This is a genomic window from Corynebacterium sp. HMSC074A09 (genome assembly GCF_001811545.1).
Taxonomy (GTDB): Bacteria; Actinomycetota; Actinomycetes; order Mycobacteriales; family Mycobacteriaceae; genus Corynebacterium; species Corynebacterium hiratae.
Map to the genome: position 1 here is coordinate 52,869 of NZ_KV805171.1, position 18,478 is coordinate 71,346.

Consider the following 18,478-nt stretch of genomic DNA (forward strand, 5'->3'; position numbering starts at 1 on the left):
TTGGGGAAAGCTTGCGTTCGTCTATCTGTTGTGCCGTGCTCATTCTCCAATCATACGAATAATATGCGATGAACGGAAAATATTAATTCAGAAAAGGGGGTATTAATAGTCCCTGCTTATGCGCCCTAGTACTCCACGCGCAGCTCAGAAAGCCGTACTTCCCCGGCTTCATCGGAGGCATCGAGATCTACGATGCCAACGAGCTGATAGGAGTTATCACCCTCTGGGTCCTTAAGGATCTGACGCACGGTCCACGACCGCGAGCCGCCAACTCCACGAGCGCCCGAGCCCGTGTCACCCTTATCCAAGACAAAATATTCCTGCCCCCTAGCCGCTGGCCCAGTGTCGATGTCATCGTAATCATCGAAGTAGTCATCGAGGGCGCGGCCGAAGTCGGGGATCTCCTCCAAGTAATCCAATAGGTTTGCCAAGCGCTCTTCCTTCTCCAAGGCAAAGAGCTGAGCAAGGCGGAAGAAGTAGTTGCGCACCATGATGCTGAAAGCCCGCTGATTCGCGGTCAAGGCAGTGGGAGCCTCAACTCCAAAGGCCAACTCGCGGTCCAAATCCTCCTGGGAAATGGGGGAGTCCTCGCCAGCCATCTCAGCCCACTCGTCGACAAGCGAAGAATCTACTTGGCGGATAAGCTCCCCGAGCCAGACGATGATGTCCTCGAGTTCTTCTGTGAGGAACTCCGCGGGAATCGACTGCTTGAGCGTGCGCCAGGCATCCGTCAGGTAGCGCAAAATGACGCCTTCCGAGCGGGCAAGACCGTAGGTGGCGACGAGATCGGAAAAAGTCATGGCGCTCTCCAGCATGTCGCGCACTACAGACTTAGGCCGCAGCTCGAACTCCTTAGCCCATGGGTTGGTCTGGCAGAAGGTCTCATAGGATTGTTCGAGGAGTTCTTCCAGGGGCTTTGGCCACGTGATGTCTTCCACGATGGCCATGCGCTCGGTATAGTCCACGCCCTCCGCTTTGAGAGCTGCTATCTCCTCACCGCGCCGCTGCTTCTGTTGAGCAATAAGCACCTGGCGTGGATCATCCAGCACCGATTCAAAGACAGAGATGACATCGAGGGCATAGGTCTCGGACTCGGGATCCAGCAAGGTGAGTGCCGCTAGCGCGAAGGGGCCTAAAGGCTGGTTGAGGGCGAAATCGCGCGGCATCTCACGGACCACGTGGTAGGGGCGGCCGTAGATATCGAGCCCCTTCGTAGACTTTTGCACCACGCCCGAATTGAGGAGGCCTCGGAACAGACTCAACGCTGTGAGGATGTCCTCGTTCTGGCGGGCGCGCGTGTTGTGGCTCGTGCGGAGCAGGTGCTTAAGGTGCTCGTAGCCGTTGCCGTGGCGGGCGAGCACGTTGAGCAACATGGAGTTGGACACTCGGAACTGGGACGTCAATTGCTCCGGCTCGGCGTCGATAAGCCGGGCGTAAGTCTGCTCCGACCACGACACTTCACCGTCGCGCGCAGACTTCTTCTTCAGCTTCTTGAGGCGGGCCGGGTCATCGCCCACACGGCGCCGCGCTTTGGCGTTCTCAATCTCATACTCCGGCGCCTGCACTACGACGGTGCCTTCCGTGTCATAACCGGCGCGGCCAGCGCGGCCGGCAATCTGGTGAAACTCACGGGATTTCAGAATGCGCTGGCGGGTCCCGTCATACTTGGCCAAACCCGTCATCAGCACTGTGCGGATGGGGACGTTGATGCCCACCCCCAAAGTATCGGTGCCGCAAATAATCTTGAGAAGGCCCTTCTGAGCCAGGCGCTCAACCAAGCGCCGGTACTTCGGCAGCATGCCAGCGTGGTGGACACCGATTCCCTTACGCAGAAGCTTAGAGAGGTCTTTGCCAAACGTCGTGGTGAAGCGGAAGCCTGCGAGCTCCGCGGCAATGGCCTCCTTCTCCTCTGCGGTGATGATCTTCGACAGCGAAGTGAGCGCCTGCGCACGCTCTGAGGCTTCGCGTTGGGAGAAGTGGACGACGTAGATGGGCGCCTTGCCATCGGCGAGCAATTCTTCGATTGTTTCGTGGACCGCGGAAAAGACATAAGAGAAGTCGAGGGGCACCGGGCGAGTTGTTCCCGCTACCAGCGTCGTCGTGCGGCCGGTACGCTCCGTCAAATCCTTCTCCAGCCATGCGGTATCGCCCAGGGTGGCGGACATGAGCAGGAACTGGGCCTTCGGTAGCTCCAGGAGCGGTACCTGCCAGGCCCAGCCGCGATCGGGTTCGGAGTAGTAGTGGAACTCGTCCATGATCACTTGATCGATGGCGGCTTCCGCGCCATCGCGTAGCGCAATATTGGCCACGATCTCAGCGGTGGCGGCGATAATCGGGGCGGAGCCATTGACCGTGGCATCGCCGGTCATCATGCCGACGTTCTCGGGGCCGAAAATCTCGCAGAGAGCGAAGAACTTTTCGCTCACCAAGGCCTTGATGGGAGCGGTGTAGAAGCTGCGCTGGCCGCGTGCTAAAGCAATGAAGTGGGCGGCGTTGGCCACCATGGATTTACCAGAACCGGTGGGGGTGGCCAAGATGACGTTATCCCCGGCGAGAACACCAAGGGAGGCCTCTTCCTGCGCCGGGTAGAGCGAGATACCGCGGCCGGAAGTCCAGGACAAAAATGTGTCCCAGATGGCCTCATCAACCATCGACTCGGGGACTTCGGCGAGATCGGGCAACATCTGAGAAAGGTTCACCCGTCCCACCTTAGGCGAAAAGCTCTATTAACCAGAGCGTCGGCCCTGCGCCCCAACTTCACTGCCCTGCCTCTAATTGTGCGGCTGGGCAAGATATGCTTAGACGTCGTCATCCATGTCTAAGCCGGGGCCTTCATCGCGGCCGTAGTTGTCTTCGCGGTCATCGATATCTTCGGACAGGATGTCCGAGCTGTCATCGAGGCCAGCAAGAAAGGCCTCAAAGTCCGCACCGATCTCCTCGCCAGTGGGCATGTGCTCCTCACCTGGCATGATGGCCTGCGGGTGGCGGGAGCGGTAGCGCTCCATGTAGGCATCGTACTGCTCTTCTAGCTGACGTACGACGCCAGCGATCTCCTCAGAATCGGTAACCTGCTCCTCCAACTGCTGGTTGATGCGAGCAACGTCCGCTTCCAGGCTGCCCAGCGGAATGTTGAGGTCAACCGCCGAGGCGACCGAATCTAACAGCCGTAGCGTGGCGGCCGGGTAAGGAGACGCCGCAAGGTAGTGCGGAACATGAGCGGTGTATCCAGCAACGCGGCGGCCCTTCTTATCCAAGGCTCGCTCAATATACAGGGCGGCGGCGCCCGGGACCATCATGGTGGATTCCATGCGCACCATGGAGTTAAGGAGCTCCGGCTCATTGCCGTGCGCCGTGACCACGGTGGGGCGGGTGTGCGGCACCGGCATAGGGGCCGAGTACAGCATGATGGTGTTCTTGATATCGAACTTTTCCACCAAGTTCACCACCGCGTCCGTAAATGCCTCCCAGCGCAAGTCCGGTTCCGGTCCAGAAAGCAGCAGGAAAGGTGTGCCGGAGTTATCCCGGAGCACCTTGATGCCCAGATCGGTGTTCTCAATTTCTACCGTGCGGTCGTGGTCAATGGTGACGGCGGGGCGGCGAGAGCGGTAGTCAATAAGCTCGTCATTATTAAACGAAGCCAGCTGGCGGTTCTCCAACGCGGCTTTGAGGTGATCAGCACTGGCTTCGACGGCCTGGCCCGCATCGGCATAGCCATTCATGGCCACGATCATCGTAGGGCCATTGCCTGGGGCGGAATCGTCCTTGACCACTGGTGCGGGATACTCCAGCTCATACATGCGGCCCTGTTCTTCCTGCATGATTGTGACTCCTCCTTCTATCCGTGCGCTTCTTTAGAAGCGTACGGACCTAATCAGCGTTCTGTGCCTTGCAACGCTGTAGGGCTACTACCTATTCCCAGCTGCGATTGTGCGTTCCTTGCCAAGCCGAGCTGGGATTGATCATGGGCACTGGTGATGATCGTTCAAGCATGCCACATGGCCATCCGTTGTGCCAGCATGTCGAGTTGGTGGGTGTGAATAACTTGGCTCTTTCCCTCGGATTGCAGACCAGTCCGGACTAGTTATCCACAGATTCTCCGTGTGTGGCGTGATCCCCCTAGCGTCCTGTGGCAGCCCTGGTTCAGGGTACAAGTATGAGCACATTCTCAACGCACACAGATAACACCCCACCGATTACGACACCTGGTCATCTCCTTGCTAACATCCCCGGACTCCTTGGCTTCTATCCCACCGAATCGGTGGTATTCATGGCCATTGACACCACCCCGCGCGGCCCGGCCATGGGTCCGCTCGCCCGCGTCGATATCCCCGATGCCGCCGGAGCCCTGCCAGACATCGCGGCGATGCTGGCAGAGAATGCCCGCGAAGGCGTCTTCGCCTTCCTCATTTCGCAGCGCCCGCTTACTGAATTACGGGAGGTGACCCACTGGCTCTACGGCCTGGATCGTTCCTGTGACGGGTTGGAGATTGACGCGGCCTGGTACGCCAAGGAAATCACCAAACATGAGCCCTACGTTCTGTTGCACGGAACCGTCAACGCAGATGGGAGCGGGCCGATGAAAAAGTGGGTAGAAGGCACTATACCGGCGCTTACCGACGCCTCCTCGATGCGCTCCTGCGTCAATCACAATGTTGTTCCAGAGCTCAATAGGGAAGAATTCTTTGCCATTTTCGCGCCGGGAAACCCACACCTCGATTCTGCCGAAGCCGAAGCCCTGAGCCGACAAGCACGCGATACCGCGACTCAGTTTCGCGCCCAGGTGGCCGCGGCGAAAGGGAAGAAGCGCAAGGAACTCCTTGAGCACTTTGTGGATGATGCTCAGTGGGCGCTTCACCAGGTGGCGTCTGTGGAGGAAGCCGAAGAAGATGTAGAGCTGTTGGCATCATGCGCCGTGTGGCTGTCGACGACGTGGACGCGCGACCTCGTGGTGGGCATCTGCGCGGAGGCTGGCGAAACCGGTGCGTACCTTCTCCTAGCAGCAGCGCGCACATTCGGCGAAGAATTACGGGCGAATGCTCTGACCCTGTTTGCCCTGGCACACATGGAACAGGAGTGGGACATCCTGGCTGGACCGGCACTGCAGCTCGTCACGGAAGAGTTCCCCAGCCATCGCCTAGGCTCGCTGTTGTGCCAGGCCTATCGCCACGGGCTGCATGAAAAGATACGTGCTTCGATCCACGCAGGGGCGCGTAAGGCCTTCGACAACGCGGTAGGGGATACGGCTGGGGAGGGCAGCACTAACGCCGCGCGGAATGAGCCCGCTCGCCGAGCTGCCGGGTAAAGTTCCACGCATCCGTCACGATGGTGGTCAAGTCGGTGCGGCTCGGATCCCATCCGAGCTCGGACTTAATCTTGTCCGAGGAGGCCACGAGGGTTGCGGGATCTCCTGCGCGGCGGGGCGCCAGCTCAGCGGGGATGGGGTGTCCGGTGACTTCGCGGCAGGCCTCAATGACCTGCTTGACAGAGTAACCGTCTCCGGAGCCGAGGTTATAGATGCGGTGTGTACCCGCAGCGTTGCTTTCAAGCGCGAGCACATGAGCGTCGGCCAGGTCACGGATGTGGATGTAATCGCGGACGGCGGTGCCGTCGGCAGTGTCGTAGTCATCGCCGAAAATGAAGATCTTGTCGCGATGGCCAAGTGCTACCTGCAATACAAGCGGAATGAGGTGGGTTTCCACCTCGCGGTTCTCGCCAATGCTGCCGTAGGCACCGGCGACGTTAAAGTAGCGCAACGACGTCGCCCCCAAGCCGTAGGCCTGGGCATATGAGGTGATCATGTAGTCGATTGCGAGCTTGGATGCGCCATAAGGATTCGTCGGCTTCGTAGGCATCGTCTCTGTGATCGGAACCTGTGCAGGCTCGCCGTACGTTGCCGCGGTCGAAGAAAACACAAGGTTGGTGACGCCGAATTCGCGCATGGCGTTGAGCAACTGCAGCGTCGTGACGACATTGTGCTGCCAATAGTCAGCCGGAGCCTCAACGGATTCGCCAACGAGGGAGCGAGCGGCAAAATGCACAACGCCGTCGAAGCCTCCTTCAGATAGCACTTCACGAGCGACATCGGCCACGTCACCCTCGACGAGGCGGGCCTGCTCTGGGATAGCTTCGCGGTTGCCGGTGGAAAAGTTATCGATGATGGTGACGTCGTGCCCCTTCTCCACGAGGACGGCCGCGCACACGCTGCCGACATAGCCGGCACCGCCAGTAACAAGTAGCTTCATCGCCTTAGTCCTCCTTGACTCGGATAGCGTGCGCGAGGTCGTCGACAAGCTCGACGGTGTGGCCCGACTCCGTGGTCAGCGTAATCGTTCCGCTTTCATTGACCACGGTAACCTTCGAACCAACCTGAATACCGCACGAGTAAAGCTCGTGGAAAGTCGAGTTATCCGCCTGCAAAACCTCGTTGATCTGGACGATGGTGGCTGCAGTCTTTTGCCCGGTGGGAAGATCGATGGCGCGAGTCCCCAGGTCGAGTTCCGCGGGGGTCATGCCAAGCTGCGCCAAACCTGGGATGGGGTTGCCGAAGGGGGAGCGGGAAGAATCCTCAAGAACGGCTATGACTCGCTTCTCTACCTCTTCGCTCATGACGTGCTCCCAACGGCAGGCCTCATCATGAACCTTGTGAATATCGAGGCCCAGGACGTCCGTGAGCAAGCGCTCAGCGAGGCGGTGCTTGCGCATGACATTGGTGGCCAGTTCGCGACCTTGCTGGGTGAGGTCGAGGCTGCGGTCCGTGCGCACGTGGAGCAGGCCATCGCGCTCCATGCGAGCCACAGTCTGGGACACAGTCGGCCCAGATTGCTCTAGGCGCTCTGCAATGCGAGCACGCAGTGGGGTAATTCCTTCCTCTTCGAGCTCATAAATGGTTCGCAGATACATTTCCGTGGTGTCAACTAGATCCCTCACGTGGGCTTACCTTTCTGCGTTGTCGGCGGTCCGTAGCCACATAGGTTTAGGCGCGGTAATAGGAGTGTATTAAGAGAATATCTTAAACAATAGCGTATTTTTTCAGGGCTTAGCGCACGCAGCGCTGCACGCTGCGCGGGGTGAATAGGAAGATATGGACAAAGAGATTCACGGCCCTCGAGAAATGACGAAAGCCACCGAGCATCGACCTCCCCGAGCCCAGCCAACAATTTAGGTGGGCAGGAGGGATGAACCTCGATGGCTAGCGCCAAGCTATGAAACAGAACTTAAAGCGCGTATTCGCGGAGACGATCGGCGCGGTTGCCCTCCCGCAGCTTGGCCATGACCTCGCGCTCAATCTGGCGAACACGCTCGCGGGAGAGACCGAACTTGCGTCCAATCTGATCGAGGGTGCGCGGAACACCGTCGTCCAAGCCATAGCGCAGGCGGATGACATCCTGCTCACGCTCCTCGAGGGAGCCGATGACGGAGCGGATATCAGAGTGGCGCATGGATGCCACCACGGCGGTTTCCGCATCGGTTGCCTCGGCATCCTCAATGAAGTCACCCAACGGTGCTTCTTCATCGGTGCCCACAGGCATATCCAGGGAGACGGGATCGCGAGACTGGCGCAGCAGCATTTCGATCTTGGACTCTTCGATGCCGGATTCCTCGGCCAGCTCCTCATTCGTAGCCTCGCGGCCCAAGGACTGATACATCTCGCGCTTGATGCGGGAAAGCTTATTGACCTGCTCTACCAGGTGCACCGGGAGGCGGATGGTGCGGGACTGGTCAGCCATGCCGCGGGTAATGGCCTGGCGGATCCACCACGTGGCGTACGTGGAGAACTTGAAGCCCTTGGCATAGTCAAACTTCTCCATTGCGCGAATCAGGCCCAGGTTTCCTTCCTGGATGAGGTCCAGCAGCGGCATGCCGCGGCCGGTATAACGCTTAGCCAGGGAGACCACGAGGCGCAGGTTAGCCTCGAGGAGGTGGGAGCGTGCCTTCTTGCCTTCGCGGGCGAGAATCTTGAGGTCGCGCTTCTCGGCGCGGGTCAGCTTCTCGGCATTGGCGAGCTTGTACTCGGCGTACAGGCCCACCTCGATTGCCTGTGCGAGCTCAACTTCGTCTTCGGCGCTCAACAACGCAGTCTTGCCGATTCCGTTGAGGTAAACGCGGACCAAGTCCGCGGAGGGATTGTCATTAGTCTGGTTACGGCGTGAGCCGCGGTCAACTTCCTGTCCGTCCTCGTCCTGGACGCTAGCAGCGGATGATGTGGCCATCTCATGCCTCCTAAGTTGCGGCTTGGTTCATCTCCTACAACGGACCTTCGGCGCAGATAGTTCCCACGGTTTGAAAAATGTTCACGCACCCCGGTCTGCGAGGTGGGTTTTAGGCCATTTTGGGGGAGGCGCGCCGAGGCTACACCTCAACGAGCACGGTAAACGGCCCTTCATTGACGGAGGAGACCTGCATCATGGCTCCGAAGCGACCTTCCTCCACGGTGATCCCGCGCTCCCGCAGGCGAGCGACAACCCCTTGGATCACCGGTTCCGCCGCGTCCCCGGGTGCGGCATCTGACCACGATGGCCGGCGGCCCTTCGCCGTTCGCCCGTAGAGAGTGAACTGGCTTACCACTAGCACTGGAGCTCCACTGTCAACCACGCTGGTTTCGCCCTCGAGAATGCGCAGCTCAGCGATCTTGCGTGCCATCGTGTCCATCCGCTCCTCCAAGGATGGCCCGTCGGCAGGACCAGCTTCGGCGCCTGCCGTGACATCGTCACGAGATACACCAATGAGCGCTAGGATGCCGCCGGTGTCGGGACAGCTGATGGAACCGACAACGTCGCCTTCTACCGTGACGGAAGCTTCAGAAACGCGGGTGAGAACAGCACGCATGGACGGGGATACACAACCTTTCTTGTGGAGAAGTTTTCAGTACGCAATGAGGCTGATGAGGATATAGCTAACGCGAACTACTCGGTGTTGCTAAAAGCTAGCAGCTCCGTGGGGATCAGCAGACCATGGCGGATGAGATCCACGATGGCAGGAAGCGCAGCACTCACCAGTGCGGTCTCATCAAAGCCTTGTGCGGCGGCGTAAAGCTCGATGGTTTCGCCGATGCTCAACCCATGCGGATTAAGCCCGGCGACGATAGCCGCGAGGTGCTCGTCGACATCATGCTGCCAGCGCGGACCGTCGGTCCGGCTCAATCGGAGCGCTGCGCGCTCAAAGCCCATGCCAAGCTCAGCATCTGGCAGGGCCACGTCCTCCCGAGCAACACTGGGGCGCAGCTGAACGTGCTTGGTCTCCAGTTCTCCCGGCACCAAAGCGCGCAGCCATTCGACGCGCGCAAAATACTCTTCTACTTCTGGTCCGAGTGGATCAATGAGCGGCTGTGACATTGTCTCCGCCAGAATGTCCGAGGGCTCGTCGTCCCCAATACGCTGGATGGCTACGAAACCAAACCCAATGCCGGTGACCTCATGGTCGCGGAAGTGCTCGAGCCAACGGCGCGAACGCTCCCTTCCCTCAGGGCTACGAACATCCACGGACTCATCGCTTAACCAGGTGGACACATACAGGGCAGGATCTGCCACGTCGCGTTGAATGATCCATGCGGCTACACCGGTGTCCGGTAACCACGAGGCAACCCGCTGTTGCCAGGACTCCTCGCCTTGATGAACCCACGCGGCGAGCACGTGCGCGGTTCCTCCAGGGGTGAGGTGTTCCACGGCTTGGGACACCACGAGCTCACTAGCACCATCGAGGTTGAGACCGGAATCTCGGTACACATGGCCGACCTCAGGAAGGCCCACCACGAATGGAGGATTGGCCACGATGCGGTCGAAGCGCTCGTGTTGTACCGGCTCGAACCACGAACCCTGGCGCAGTTCGACCCGTTCCTTTGCGTCCGCTGCAGCAACGGTAGCGCGGGCGAGCTCGAGGGCTCGCTCATGGACATCAGTAGCGACGATGCGCTCTGCAGAATCCAGCTGCCCCAGGACCTGCACGCCAGAGCCTGTGCCCAGATCCAGCACCGATGACACCGGAGTAGTGGGAGTCGAATGAAGTAGGGAAAGGCTGGCAGAGCCGACACCCAAGACGTGCTCGGGACCAGGAACGTGGTCCACGAGGGAAGCATCAACATCGGAAAACACCACGCGATTCTTGCCCACGATGACGTGCGGCCGAATGTCGTATGCCACGTAGACAGTGCCGTGATCGTCGGTAAGCGCGACACCGCTGTCAAGCAATTGGGTGGCTAGGCGGGCACCGAGGACGTCGGAAAGCAGCGTGGCCGGCACGTGCTCGTGCAACACAAAGATGCGGATGAGGCGGTCGAGACGGGAGTCGCCGCTAGCACCCAGCGCCACGGCCTCGGGCTCCCCGCGATGTAGGGCTTCGGTGTACTCCGGCCCTAAGTGTCCCGCGATGCCGTCCGCGCTGAATCCCGCGTCAGCAAAGACACGGGCGAGGTCGGCCGCAACATCCGCGACGGGGTTCTCTGGGTTCATCGCCGGGCCAAAAGGAGAAGGCTGTTGTGTACTCACAAAAGTGTCCTTACATTGCTTCGGGAGGGAAACGGTAAACGGTTAACGTCTAGTCTTCGTGGTCGATGGTGTTGTGCTTCGCCGAATCGTCGTGTGATGATGGCGCGCCGGGAAGCGCTCCATGGGACCGGCTTGTCAGTTGCTCGCGCTGGGCCTGCGCCATTTGCCGAGCCATAGCGGGCTTATAAACAGCCTTCTCGCGCTTGTCTTTCTTTTGACCCCGGCCATTGCCAATGACCACGGCGATCCAGGGGAGGGGGAAGGTGACGGCCACGACGAGTGCAGCGGGGATCCACCACTGCCAAACATAAACCATGGCCCCGGCTATCAGGAGGGATGGAACGCGTAAAAACTGCAGTATGGAGTAAATGATCTCGCGGCGATACCGGTCTTGACCCGGGGCGAGCTTGGCAGTCGTGATGAGGTGCGTTTCGCGCCCGAATCGGCGTCCGCGCCGCTGCCCCGAACGTGGGGTATGGCGGGCGTTATCGCGCGAGTTCGAAGGGGTCATGCCTACAAGCGTAGCTGCAGGACTCGCCAACTTCGATACCGATGCGGCATGATAGGGGGCGTGAGTACGACGACTAAGACTATTGAACGCCCTGATGTCCGCGAGGATACGTCGACCAACGACGACACCCCGAAGTTCTTCCACTACGTGAAGAAGAACCAGATCCTCGATTCCGCGGTCAACGGCAAGTACGTCGTTGCCCTGTGTGGAGAGACCTTCCCGGTGACCAAGCAAGCGAAGCCCGGCTCACCCGTGTGCCCAGACTGCGAGCGCATATACAAGAGCTTGCGCCGCCGTTAAGTCCGACGTCGACGCTCATCCTGCGTCGGCGTAAAACGAAACGTACGAAAAACTTCACAGAAGCGGGATGTTGGGATAACTAGAGGGGGAAAGTCGCTGACCGTGTCTACACAGACTCCAGCACAGAGATTTGCCAATAATGGTTCGCTGCGCGTGTGGCAACGCGCGGCTTTGGATAAGTTCCTAGCCACCAAGCCGCAGGACTTCATGGCGGTGGCAACGCCAGGCGCAGGTAAGACCACCTTCGCCCTGCGGGTGGCCACAGAGCTCATGGCGGACCGCACCGTAGAGCGCGTCATCGTGGTGGTGCCCACCGAGCACCTCAAAGTGCAGTGGTCGGAATCCGCCTCCCGCGTAGGTTTAGCGCTCGACCCCAAATTCACAAACTCCTCGGGAGTCAACCCCGCGATGGACGGTGTCGTGGTGACCTATGCGCAGGTGGGCATGCACCCGTACAAGCACCGCGCGGTTGCCTCAGCGCGGCGCACCCTGGTGATCCTTGATGAGATTCACCACGCCGGAGATGCCAAGAGCTGGGGCGATGGCGTGCGGGAAGCCTATGATGATGCGGAGCACCGCCTCGCACTGACTGGTACGCCCTTCCGCTCCGATGACTCGCAGATCCCCTTCGTGCGCTATGAGGAGGACGGGGAAGGCCACCTCGTATCCCGCTCTGATCACACGTATGGCTATGGCGATGCGCTTGCCGACGGTGTCGTGCGCCCCGTGGTCTTCCTCAGCTACTCCGGCGAATCCCGCTGGCGTGATAGCGCCGGTGAGGAACATGCGGCCCGGCTCGGCGATATTCTCAATCCGGAGCAGACAGCCCGCGCCTGGCGCACGGCCCTCGACCCGAAAGGCGAGTGGATCCCCACCGTCTTGCAGGCGGCGCACACGCGGCTGATGCAGATGCGCCGCAACATGCCGGATGCCGGCGGTCTGGTACTTGCTACCGACACGACAACCGCGCGCGCCTACGCCAAGATCCTCAAGCAGATCTCCAATACTCCAGTCTCCGTCATCCTCTCCGATGACCCAGGCTCCTCCGCGCGCATTGCGGAGTTCTCTGAATCCACCGACGAGTGGATGGTGGCCGTGCGCATGGTGTCGGAGGGCGTCGACGTTCCCCGCCTCGCCGTGGGCGTGTACGCCACCTCTGCCTCGACCCCGCTGTTTTTCGCTCAGGCCATCGGGCGTTTCGTGCGCTCCCGCATGCCCGGCGAGACGGCCTCCGTCTTCCTGCCCTCCGTGCCGGTGCTCTTGGGCCTTGCCGAGAACATGGAAAAGCAGCGCGACCACGTCCTGGGAGGGGAGAAGAACCCCGACAAGGAAGGCTGGGACGACGAGCTTCTGGAGGACGCTAACCAGAAGAAGACCGAGCCCGATATGCTCGAGCCTTCCTACGAGTCCCTCGGAGCGGAGGCAGAGTTTTCCGGGCTGCTTTATAACGGCTCGCAGTTCACGACGGGCAATATCACGGACGAAGAGGAAGACTTCCTCGGAATCCCCGGGCTTCTCGACGCCGACCAGGTCAAGGACCTCCTGCGCAAAAAGCAGTCCGAAGAGTTGGACCGCCGCGAGGCAGAAGAGAAGGCGCGCCGGGCTGCGGAAGCAGCGGAGGAACAACGCCGCAAGCTCTACGGCACCCCACATGCACCCAAGCGTGGGGCAGAGGCGTCGTCAAGCAGTGCTGGTTCCCAGCCAGGCGTGGTGGATGAGATTTCCGCGCTGCGCAAAGAGCTCAACACGGTGGTGTCTATCACCGCCCAACGCACCGGGCGCCCGCATGGTGCCATCCACACCGAAGCCCGCAAGGCCTGCGGTGGCCCGCCGACTGCGTTGTGCGACGCCGAGCAGCTGCGGGAGCGCATCGATTACCTGCGCAAGTGGTAGCCGGCGCGGCCGCGCTATCAACTAGTTGGTTGATGAGAAACTCAACCGGCTACGCGATGGAAACGCTGTGAGCGCGAAGCAGGATGGATAGCAGATGGTCTAAAGGCCAATCACCATCCTCGACGCAATCGCCACAGCAGCGTGGCTAGGAAGGAACACACAATGCAGTCCCTCTATAGAGCAGCCATCTTCTACCTTGTCATGGGGTTGAGCGCCGGCGTGTTCTACCGCGAGTTCACGCGCGCGAACGATTTCCCGGAGGGACAGTTCACCCAGCTAGGAGTGGCCCATACCCACCTCTTGGCGCTGGGGTTCATGATGTTCCTCATCTTCCTTGTGGTGGACAAGGTCTTCGCCGTGTCCCGCAACACGAAGCTTTTTAACTCCTTTTTCTGGTTCTACAACATTGGCGTTGTGCTTACCGTTGGAATGCTCATCTGGCACGGTAGCTTAACTGTGCTGGGGGAGGAATCGACCGCGATGATCGCCGGAATCGCCGGCCTCGGACACATCTTCATCACGGTGGGTCTGGCACTCTTCCTCGTCGCACTTGGCCGCGCATTGAACGAGCCCGCTAACCCTGCCGCCGCAACTTCTGTGAGCGCCTAGCTATGCCCGCGGCTACAACAGAATCCAGCACGGTGGCACCAACCCGCCGTGACTGGATAAGCCTTGCGGTTTTATCGGTAGGTCTGGGCCTCATCGTCCTCGACGGCACCATCGTCGGCGTGGCATTGCCCGCCATCATCACGGACCTCAACCTGGATATTACCCAGGCACAGTGGGTCAACAGCCTCTACGCGGTGGTGCTTGCCGCACTGCTACTGTCCACAGGAAAAATCGCGGATAGTTGGGGCCGCAAACGAGCTTTCCTTCTCGGCCTCGCCGTATTCGTAGCAGGCAGCGTGTGGGCTGGTTTCTCCGAAACAGCGGGAATTCTCATCTCGGCACGTGCCGTGCAGGCAGTGGGCGCGGCTTTTATCATGCCCTCCACCCTGTCCACCGTGAACGCCGTATTCCGCGGGAAGTATCGTGCGGCCGCATTCGGCGTCTGGGGCGCCGTCATCTCAGGCGCTGCTGCCGTAGGCCCTCTAGCCGGCGGCGCGCTTACTCAGTGGGTGTCCTGGCACTGGATCTTTCTGGTCAACGTCCCCATCGGCCTTTTCGTGGCCGGTGGAGCGGTCCTTACCGTCCGGGAAACCCGCAACCCAGAGACTCGCCCTGGAGTCGACGTCGACGGCGCGCAGCTGAGCGCGATTGCCTTTGGGGCCCTTGTTTTCGCTGTCATCGAGGGGCCCAGCCTTGGCTGGTGGACACCGCAAGCGGAGCTGACTGTGTTCGGGTGGACGTGGCCTACCACCGCGTCGGTATCCGCTGTGCCGGTGGCGCTACTCATCGCCGCGGTCGGATTCACTTTGTTTATCCGTTGGGAGAAGCACCGCGAAAAGGTTCAGCGCTCCGCACTCTTGGACTTGGGGCTATTTTCCTATCCGACGTTCTCGTGGGGAAATACCACCGCCGGTGCGGTAGCCATCGGGGAGTTCGCCATCATCTTCGTCTTGCCGTTATACCTCATTAATGCGTTGGGCTTAAGCGTAATGTCTGCCGGCCTTGTGCTCGCGGCGATGGCCGTCGGAGCCTTCATTTCAGGTGCAGCCGCACGCCACGTCGCTGGGCGCTTCGGCGCCCCTGGCACCGTACTCATCGGCCTGAGCCTCGAGGTCGTCGGTGCTCTCATACTCGCGCAAATTCTCGGTCCCGACACCAGCGGATGGCTCATCGCGCTGCCGCTTGTGATCTATGGAGTGGGCCTAGGATTCGCTTCTGCGCAGTTAACCGGAACCGTCTTGCGTGACATCCCCGTGGAAAACTCAGGCCAAGCTTCCGCGACACAGAGCACAGTTCGTCAAATTGGTTCTTCCCTGGGAACCGCGATTTCCGGTTCGGTCTTTTCCGTCTCGCTAGCGCTGTCTCTGCCGAAGGCGCTTAATACCATTGGCTTCGATGGTCCGGCTGCGGAAGGAATAGCGGAAGCAGCGCGTCAATCGGCTGGGTCGAGTATCGCTGGGCTGCGTGCGCAGGGTGCCGCCAGTCCCTTCGGAGAGGAGACTGCCGTGTTGGTCCGAGCACTCAGCGACGGTATGAGTGATGCAGCGCGTTGGTCATTGCTGACCGCAGTTGCGTTCTTAGGGCTCGGTTTTATTGGTGCGTTGCAGGTCCGCAAAGCAGCGCAGGGCTAAGCAAGGGGGCGTAGCCCACGGTGTTGGCGCAACGGTTTCAGCGAAACATCCAGCAGCGAAGGGTAGGCTCGGCAGCATTGTGAGAAGAGTGCTCTAGGCCAAAGACAACCTAAGGAGATGGATGATGAAAAAGCTCGTCAACTCGCCGGACAACGTAGTAGCCGAATCAGTAGAAGGCTTCGCGTTAGCCCACGGTGACATTGTGACTCGCAACACGGAACCGCTGTTTGTTGCCCGCGCACAGAAGAAAGAACACGGCAAGGTGGCTATTGTCTCCGGTGGTGGTTCTGGGCACGAGCCTTTGCACGCGGGTTTCGTTGGTTACGGCATGCTGGACGCGGCGGTGCCGGGCGCCATGTTTACGTCGCCTACACCGGATGCAATCCAAGCAGCCACCGAAGCGGTAAGTGCTGGGGCGGGCGTTCTTTACATCGTCAAGAACTATACCGGCGATGTTCTCAACTTTGATACGGCAGCCGAGCTGGCTGACTTCGATGATATTGAGGTCAGCCAGGTCATCGTCGACGATGATGTCGCGGTGGAGGATTCTACGTTTACCGCCGGACGCCGCGGCGTGGCAGGAACCTTGTTGGTAGAGAAGCTGGCAGGTGCCGCAGCCGAGCGCGGCGATGATCTTGCTGCGGTGACAGCGGTGGCTAAGAAGGTAGTGGAGAATACCGCGACCATGGGCGCGGCACTGAGCGCCTGCACGGTGCCGCACGTGGGCAAGCCCTCCTTCGACCTTGGGGAAGACGAAGTCGAACTCGGCGTGGGTATCCATGGCGAGCCGGGCCGCAAGGAAATTCCACTGGTTTCTGCCGATGACGTTACTGATCACCTACTCGACCCCGTCTTGGCAGATCTTAAGCTGAGCGAGGGGGAGCGCACCATCGTCGTCGTCAATGGCATGGGCGCCACCCCGGCCTCTGAGCTGTACGTGGTCTACCGCCGCGTGGCCCAGCGTCTCCAGCAGGCTGGCATCGCCATTGAGCGCTCCCTCGTGGGTAACTTCGTCACCAGCCTGGACATGGCTGGGTGCTCTGTTACCGTCATGCGAGCGGACGACGAGGACCTCGCGCTTTTCGACGCTCCCTGCCACACCTCCGCACTACGCCAAGGAATGTAACAATCTAACTATGACGAATTCTGAAACTCTTTCAAGCGCGTGGGCACAGGAATGGATGAAAAGCTGTGCCGAAGCCGCGCGTGAACACCGTGAGGAGCTCATCGAGCTCGACCGTGCCATCGGCGATAGCGACCATGGAGAAAACGTCGACCGTGGTTTCCGCGCCGTCGTCGACAAGGTTGCTGCGGATATCTCTTCGGATGACTCAACGGTCGCTGATGTACTCAAACTAACCGCGAAGACTCTCATGTCCACCGTCGGCGGAGCCTCCGGCCCATTGTTGGGCACCGCCTTCTTGCGTGCGGCGAAGGCCGCCGGCACCGGTGACATTGATGCTTCTACGACGGCTGCGCTTATTGAGGCCGCCCTCGAGGGAATCATGACCCGCGGCAAAGCAACGGAAGGGGAGAAGACCATGGTCGATGCTTGGGCGCCAGCGGCGCGCGCTGCCCGCGACGCCGCCGATGCCGCACAGAGCCCCGCCGAGGTCTTGCGCGCGGCTGCCGACGCGGCCGCAGCCGGCGCGGACGCTACTATCCCGATGGTTGCGACTAAGGGACGCGCTTCCTACCTGGGCGAGCGTTCTGCCGGGCACAAGGATCCGGGTGCCGCCTCCTCGGCGCTTTTCCTCGCTGCGGCTGCTGACGCCGCCGACACTACTGGGAAGGGGGCGTAGAGCATGGCACAGCCGCGCGTTGGACTCGTTCTCGTTTCGCATTCCGCGAAGCTCGCAGAAGGATTGGCTGAGCTCGCCGCCCAGATGGCCGCTGATGTCACCATCCTTCCTGCAGGTGGCTTGGAAGACGGCAGTATCGGAACGTCCTATGACTTCATCGAAGGCGCTATCAGCCACGCCATAGGTCAAGGTCTCAGCGTTGTTGTGCTCACGGACTTGGGCTCGGCAACGATGACCGTCGAATCGGTTCTGGAGTTTCTGGACGAAGAGCAAGCACTGTTCGTTGATGCCCCACTGGTCGAGGCCACTATCGCTGCGGCAACCGCCGCCCAGCAAGGCGATGATCTGGGGGCAGTTGCTGACGCCGCTAGACGAGCTATCGAGGCTTTAACTCCTCAGCAGCCTGCTGCTCCCGGGACTGTGCGCGAGCAAGACCAAGAGGAAGATCCACATCGATACTCGCTGACTGTGACCATTGCCGATGAAGCAGGACTCCATGCCCGTCCCGCGTCCAAGATCGCTGAAATGGCGGCTGAAGCAGAGGGCGATATCGTCCTTACCTATAACGGTGAGGCAGTAGAGGCAGACTCCGCGATGATGCTGATGTCGCTCGGTGCTTGCCAGGGTGCATCGGTGACCATTAGCGGAGATGTCTCCGATAAGGAAGTCATCGACCGGATTGCCACGGCCATCGAGCTGGGGCTCGACGGTTAGAAGCGTGCCCCGAATGGTGCGGCGTGCGGGCACCGTCCCCCGCATGAAAGGACGCTTCCACTGCCTTCGAATAAGGTAAAGGCAGCGTCCTAGTTGAGTTCTCTTGAAAGCGGGGAATCCATGAACCAGCCCGATTACGTACAGGCTTATCCGAATACTTCCCCTTATTCCTCTGCGGGCTCGCACGCGCCGCCGATAGAACACCCTTCCACGCCGAATCCCCTCGCGCCGTGGGTACTGGGGCTGGCGGTGCTTCCGCCACTCGTCATCATCGTACTGTCACTCTTGTGGGGTGCAGTGGGATTCTTGTCGTCGATGCTGACGATCTTTACCGGATGGTGCGCGGTGGGGTTGGGGATCGTGGCGCTCATCCTCGGATCAGGGCGAAGCCCGGAGCATAGGCGAACCGGCATCACAGTGTCCGGGATGATCATCGGATTCTGCTGGAGTTGCATCGCACCGTTCGTTCCCATGGCCATGATGGTGGTCATGGGACTCAATCCCTAGAGCTGTTAGGAAACCCAGAGCCCTGGAACA

The 18,478-nt window shown here is 60.3% G+C and carries 17 protein-coding genes; 8 read left to right on the forward strand and 9 right to left on the reverse strand.

Going from position 1 to position 18,478, the window contains the following annotated elements; genetic code table 11:
* Nucleotides 1–125: 125 nt before the first annotated feature.
* Complete coding sequence (locus tag HMPREF2807_RS11685) at nt 126–2,699, reverse strand: DEAD/DEAH box helicase (protein ID WP_070513113.1); 2,574 nt, start codon at nt 2,697–2,699, stop codon at nt 126–128.
* Nucleotides 2,700–2,798: 99 nt separating this feature from the next.
* Nucleotides 2,799–3,818 (reverse strand): PAC2 family protein, encoded by a 1,020-nt coding sequence (locus HMPREF2807_RS11690; RefSeq protein ID WP_070513116.1) that lies wholly within the window; start codon nt 3,816–3,818, stop codon nt 2,799–2,801.
* A gap of 335 nt (nt 3,819–4,153) precedes the next feature.
* Between HMPREF2807_RS11690 and HMPREF2807_RS11695 the strand changes: the two genes are divergently transcribed.
* The gene (locus HMPREF2807_RS11695) at nt 4,154–5,302 is read left to right on the forward strand and encodes a DUF4192 domain-containing protein (RefSeq protein WP_046648207.1); all 1,149 of its coding nucleotides are present in this window, start codon (nt 4,154–4,156) and stop codon (nt 5,300–5,302) included.
* Here HMPREF2807_RS11695 and galE read toward each other — a convergent pair.
* The 6 genes from galE to HMPREF2807_RS11725 all read right to left on the reverse strand — a co-directional run bounded on the left by galE (nt 5,259) and on the right by HMPREF2807_RS11725 (nt 10,992).
* Nucleotides 5,259–6,242, reverse strand: a complete 984-nt coding sequence (gene galE / locus HMPREF2807_RS11700; RefSeq protein ID WP_046648205.1) for a UDP-glucose 4-epimerase GalE — start codon at nt 6,240–6,242, stop codon at nt 5,259–5,261. The two genes, HMPREF2807_RS11695 and galE, sit on opposite strands and share 44 nt — an antisense overlap.
* Nucleotides 6,243–6,246: 4 nt before the next feature.
* Nucleotides 6,247–6,927 carry a metal-dependent transcriptional regulator gene (locus tag HMPREF2807_RS11705; protein ID WP_046648203.1) on the reverse strand — a complete coding sequence of 227 codons (681 nt, stop codon included), beginning with the start codon at nt 6,925–6,927 and terminating at the stop codon, nt 6,247–6,249.
* A 287-nt stretch (nt 6,928–7,214) separates the two neighbouring features.
* A complete protein-coding gene (locus tag HMPREF2807_RS11710; protein ID WP_046648202.1) occupies nt 7,215–8,210 on the reverse strand; it encodes a sigma-70 family RNA polymerase sigma factor in 996 nt (331 codons plus the stop codon).
* Nucleotides 8,211–8,349: 139 nt separating this feature from the next.
* Nucleotides 8,350–8,826, reverse strand: a complete 477-nt coding sequence (gene dtd, locus HMPREF2807_RS11715; RefSeq protein ID WP_070513120.1) for a D-aminoacyl-tRNA deacylase — start codon at nt 8,824–8,826, stop codon at nt 8,350–8,352.
* Between the two features lie 77 nt (nt 8,827–8,903).
* Nucleotides 8,904–10,445 (reverse strand): DUF7782 domain-containing protein, encoded by a 1,542-nt coding sequence (locus HMPREF2807_RS11720; protein ID WP_198531325.1) that lies wholly within the window; start codon nt 10,443–10,445, stop codon nt 8,904–8,906.
* Between the two features lie 85 nt (nt 10,446–10,530).
* Nucleotides 10,531–10,992 carry a DUF3099 domain-containing protein gene (locus HMPREF2807_RS11725; RefSeq protein WP_118779511.1) on the reverse strand — a complete coding sequence of 154 codons (462 nt, stop codon included), beginning with the start codon at nt 10,990–10,992 and terminating at the stop codon, nt 10,531–10,533.
* A gap of 48 nt (nt 10,993–11,040) precedes the next feature.
* Between HMPREF2807_RS11725 and HMPREF2807_RS11730 the strand changes: the two genes are divergently transcribed.
* From HMPREF2807_RS11730 to dhaM, 7 genes are all read left to right on the forward strand, one after another.
* Nucleotides 11,041–11,292 (forward strand): DUF3039 domain-containing protein, encoded by a 252-nt coding sequence (locus tag HMPREF2807_RS11730; RefSeq protein WP_046648196.1) that lies wholly within the window; start codon nt 11,041–11,043, stop codon nt 11,290–11,292.
* A gap of 102 nt (nt 11,293–11,394) precedes the next feature.
* Entirely contained in the window at nt 11,395–13,185 is a 1,791-nt protein-coding gene (locus HMPREF2807_RS11735; RefSeq protein WP_070513127.1) for a DEAD/DEAH box helicase, read from the forward strand.
* A 162-nt stretch (nt 13,186–13,347) separates the two neighbouring features.
* The gene (locus tag HMPREF2807_RS11740; protein WP_070513130.1) at nt 13,348–13,794 is read left to right on the forward strand and encodes a DUF2871 domain-containing protein; all 447 of its coding nucleotides are present in this window, start codon (nt 13,348–13,350) and stop codon (nt 13,792–13,794) included.
* Between the two features lie 2 nt (nt 13,795–13,796).
* Nucleotides 13,797–15,425, forward strand: a complete 1,629-nt coding sequence (locus HMPREF2807_RS11745; protein WP_070513133.1) for an MFS transporter — start codon at nt 13,797–13,799, stop codon at nt 15,423–15,425.
* Between the two features lie 124 nt (nt 15,426–15,549).
* Nucleotides 15,550–16,551 (forward strand): dihydroxyacetone kinase subunit DhaK, encoded by a 1,002-nt coding sequence (dhaK, locus tag HMPREF2807_RS11750; protein ID WP_070513136.1) that lies wholly within the window; start codon nt 15,550–15,552, stop codon nt 16,549–16,551.
* A 10-nt stretch (nt 16,552–16,561) separates the two neighbouring features.
* Entirely contained in the window at nt 16,562–17,227 is a 666-nt protein-coding gene (gene dhaL / locus HMPREF2807_RS11755; protein WP_070513139.1) for a dihydroxyacetone kinase subunit DhaL, read from the forward strand.
* Nucleotides 17,228–17,230: 3 nt separating this feature from the next.
* Nucleotides 17,231–17,941 carry a dihydroxyacetone kinase phosphoryl donor subunit DhaM gene (gene dhaM / locus HMPREF2807_RS11760; protein ID WP_070513142.1) on the forward strand — a complete coding sequence of 237 codons (711 nt, stop codon included), beginning with the start codon at nt 17,231–17,233 and terminating at the stop codon, nt 17,939–17,941.
* Nucleotides 17,942–18,105: 164 nt separating this feature from the next.
* Here the strand turns inward: dhaM and HMPREF2807_RS11765 are convergent, their stop codons facing one another.
* Nucleotides 18,106–18,432 carry a hypothetical protein gene (locus tag HMPREF2807_RS11765; protein WP_070513145.1) on the reverse strand — a complete coding sequence of 109 codons (327 nt, stop codon included), beginning with the start codon at nt 18,430–18,432 and terminating at the stop codon, nt 18,106–18,108.
* Nucleotides 18,433–18,478: the final 46 nt, after the last annotated feature.

What these genes read in the sequence shown, in the direction of transcription:
- HMPREF2807_RS11690 (WP_070513116.1), bottom strand. Translation starts at nt 3,818, where the DNA reads ATGCAGGAAGAACAGGGCCGCATGTATGAGCTGGAGTATCCCGCACCA.
- HMPREF2807_RS11695 (WP_046648207.1), top strand. Translation starts at nt 4,154, where the DNA reads ATGAGCACATTCTCAACGCACACAGATAACACCCCACCGATTACGACA.
- galE (WP_046648205.1), bottom strand. Translation starts at nt 6,242, where the DNA reads ATGAAGCTACTTGTTACTGGCGGTGCCGGCTATGTCGGCAGCGTGTGC.
- HMPREF2807_RS11710 (WP_046648202.1), bottom strand. Translation starts at nt 8,210, where the DNA reads ATGGCCACATCATCCGCTGCTAGCGTCCAGGACGAGGACGGACAGGAA.
- dtd (WP_070513120.1), bottom strand. Translation starts at nt 8,826, where the DNA reads ATGCGTGCTGTTCTCACCCGCGTTTCTGAAGCTTCCGTCACGGTAGAA.
- HMPREF2807_RS11720 (WP_198531325.1), bottom strand. Translation starts at nt 10,445, where the DNA reads ATGAACCCAGAGAACCCCGTCGCGGATGTTGCGGCCGACCTCGCCCGT.
- HMPREF2807_RS11725 (WP_118779511.1), bottom strand. Translation starts at nt 10,992, where the DNA reads ATGACCCCTTCGAACTCGCGCGATAACGCCCGCCATACCCCACGTTCG.
- HMPREF2807_RS11730 (WP_046648196.1), top strand. Translation starts at nt 11,041, where the DNA reads ATGATAGGGGGCGTGAGTACGACGACTAAGACTATTGAACGCCCTGAT.
- HMPREF2807_RS11740 (WP_070513130.1), top strand. Translation starts at nt 13,348, where the DNA reads ATGCAGTCCCTCTATAGAGCAGCCATCTTCTACCTTGTCATGGGGTTG.
- HMPREF2807_RS11745 (WP_070513133.1), top strand. Translation starts at nt 13,797, where the DNA reads ATGCCCGCGGCTACAACAGAATCCAGCACGGTGGCACCAACCCGCCGT.
- dhaK (WP_070513136.1), top strand. Translation starts at nt 15,550, where the DNA reads ATGAAAAAGCTCGTCAACTCGCCGGACAACGTAGTAGCCGAATCAGTA.
- dhaL (WP_070513139.1), top strand. Translation starts at nt 16,562, where the DNA reads ATGACGAATTCTGAAACTCTTTCAAGCGCGTGGGCACAGGAATGGATG.
- dhaM (WP_070513142.1), top strand. Translation starts at nt 17,231, where the DNA reads ATGGCACAGCCGCGCGTTGGACTCGTTCTCGTTTCGCATTCCGCGAAG.
- HMPREF2807_RS11765 (WP_070513145.1), bottom strand. Translation starts at nt 18,432, where the DNA reads ATGACCACCATCATGGCCATGGGAACGAACGGTGCGATGCAACTCCAG.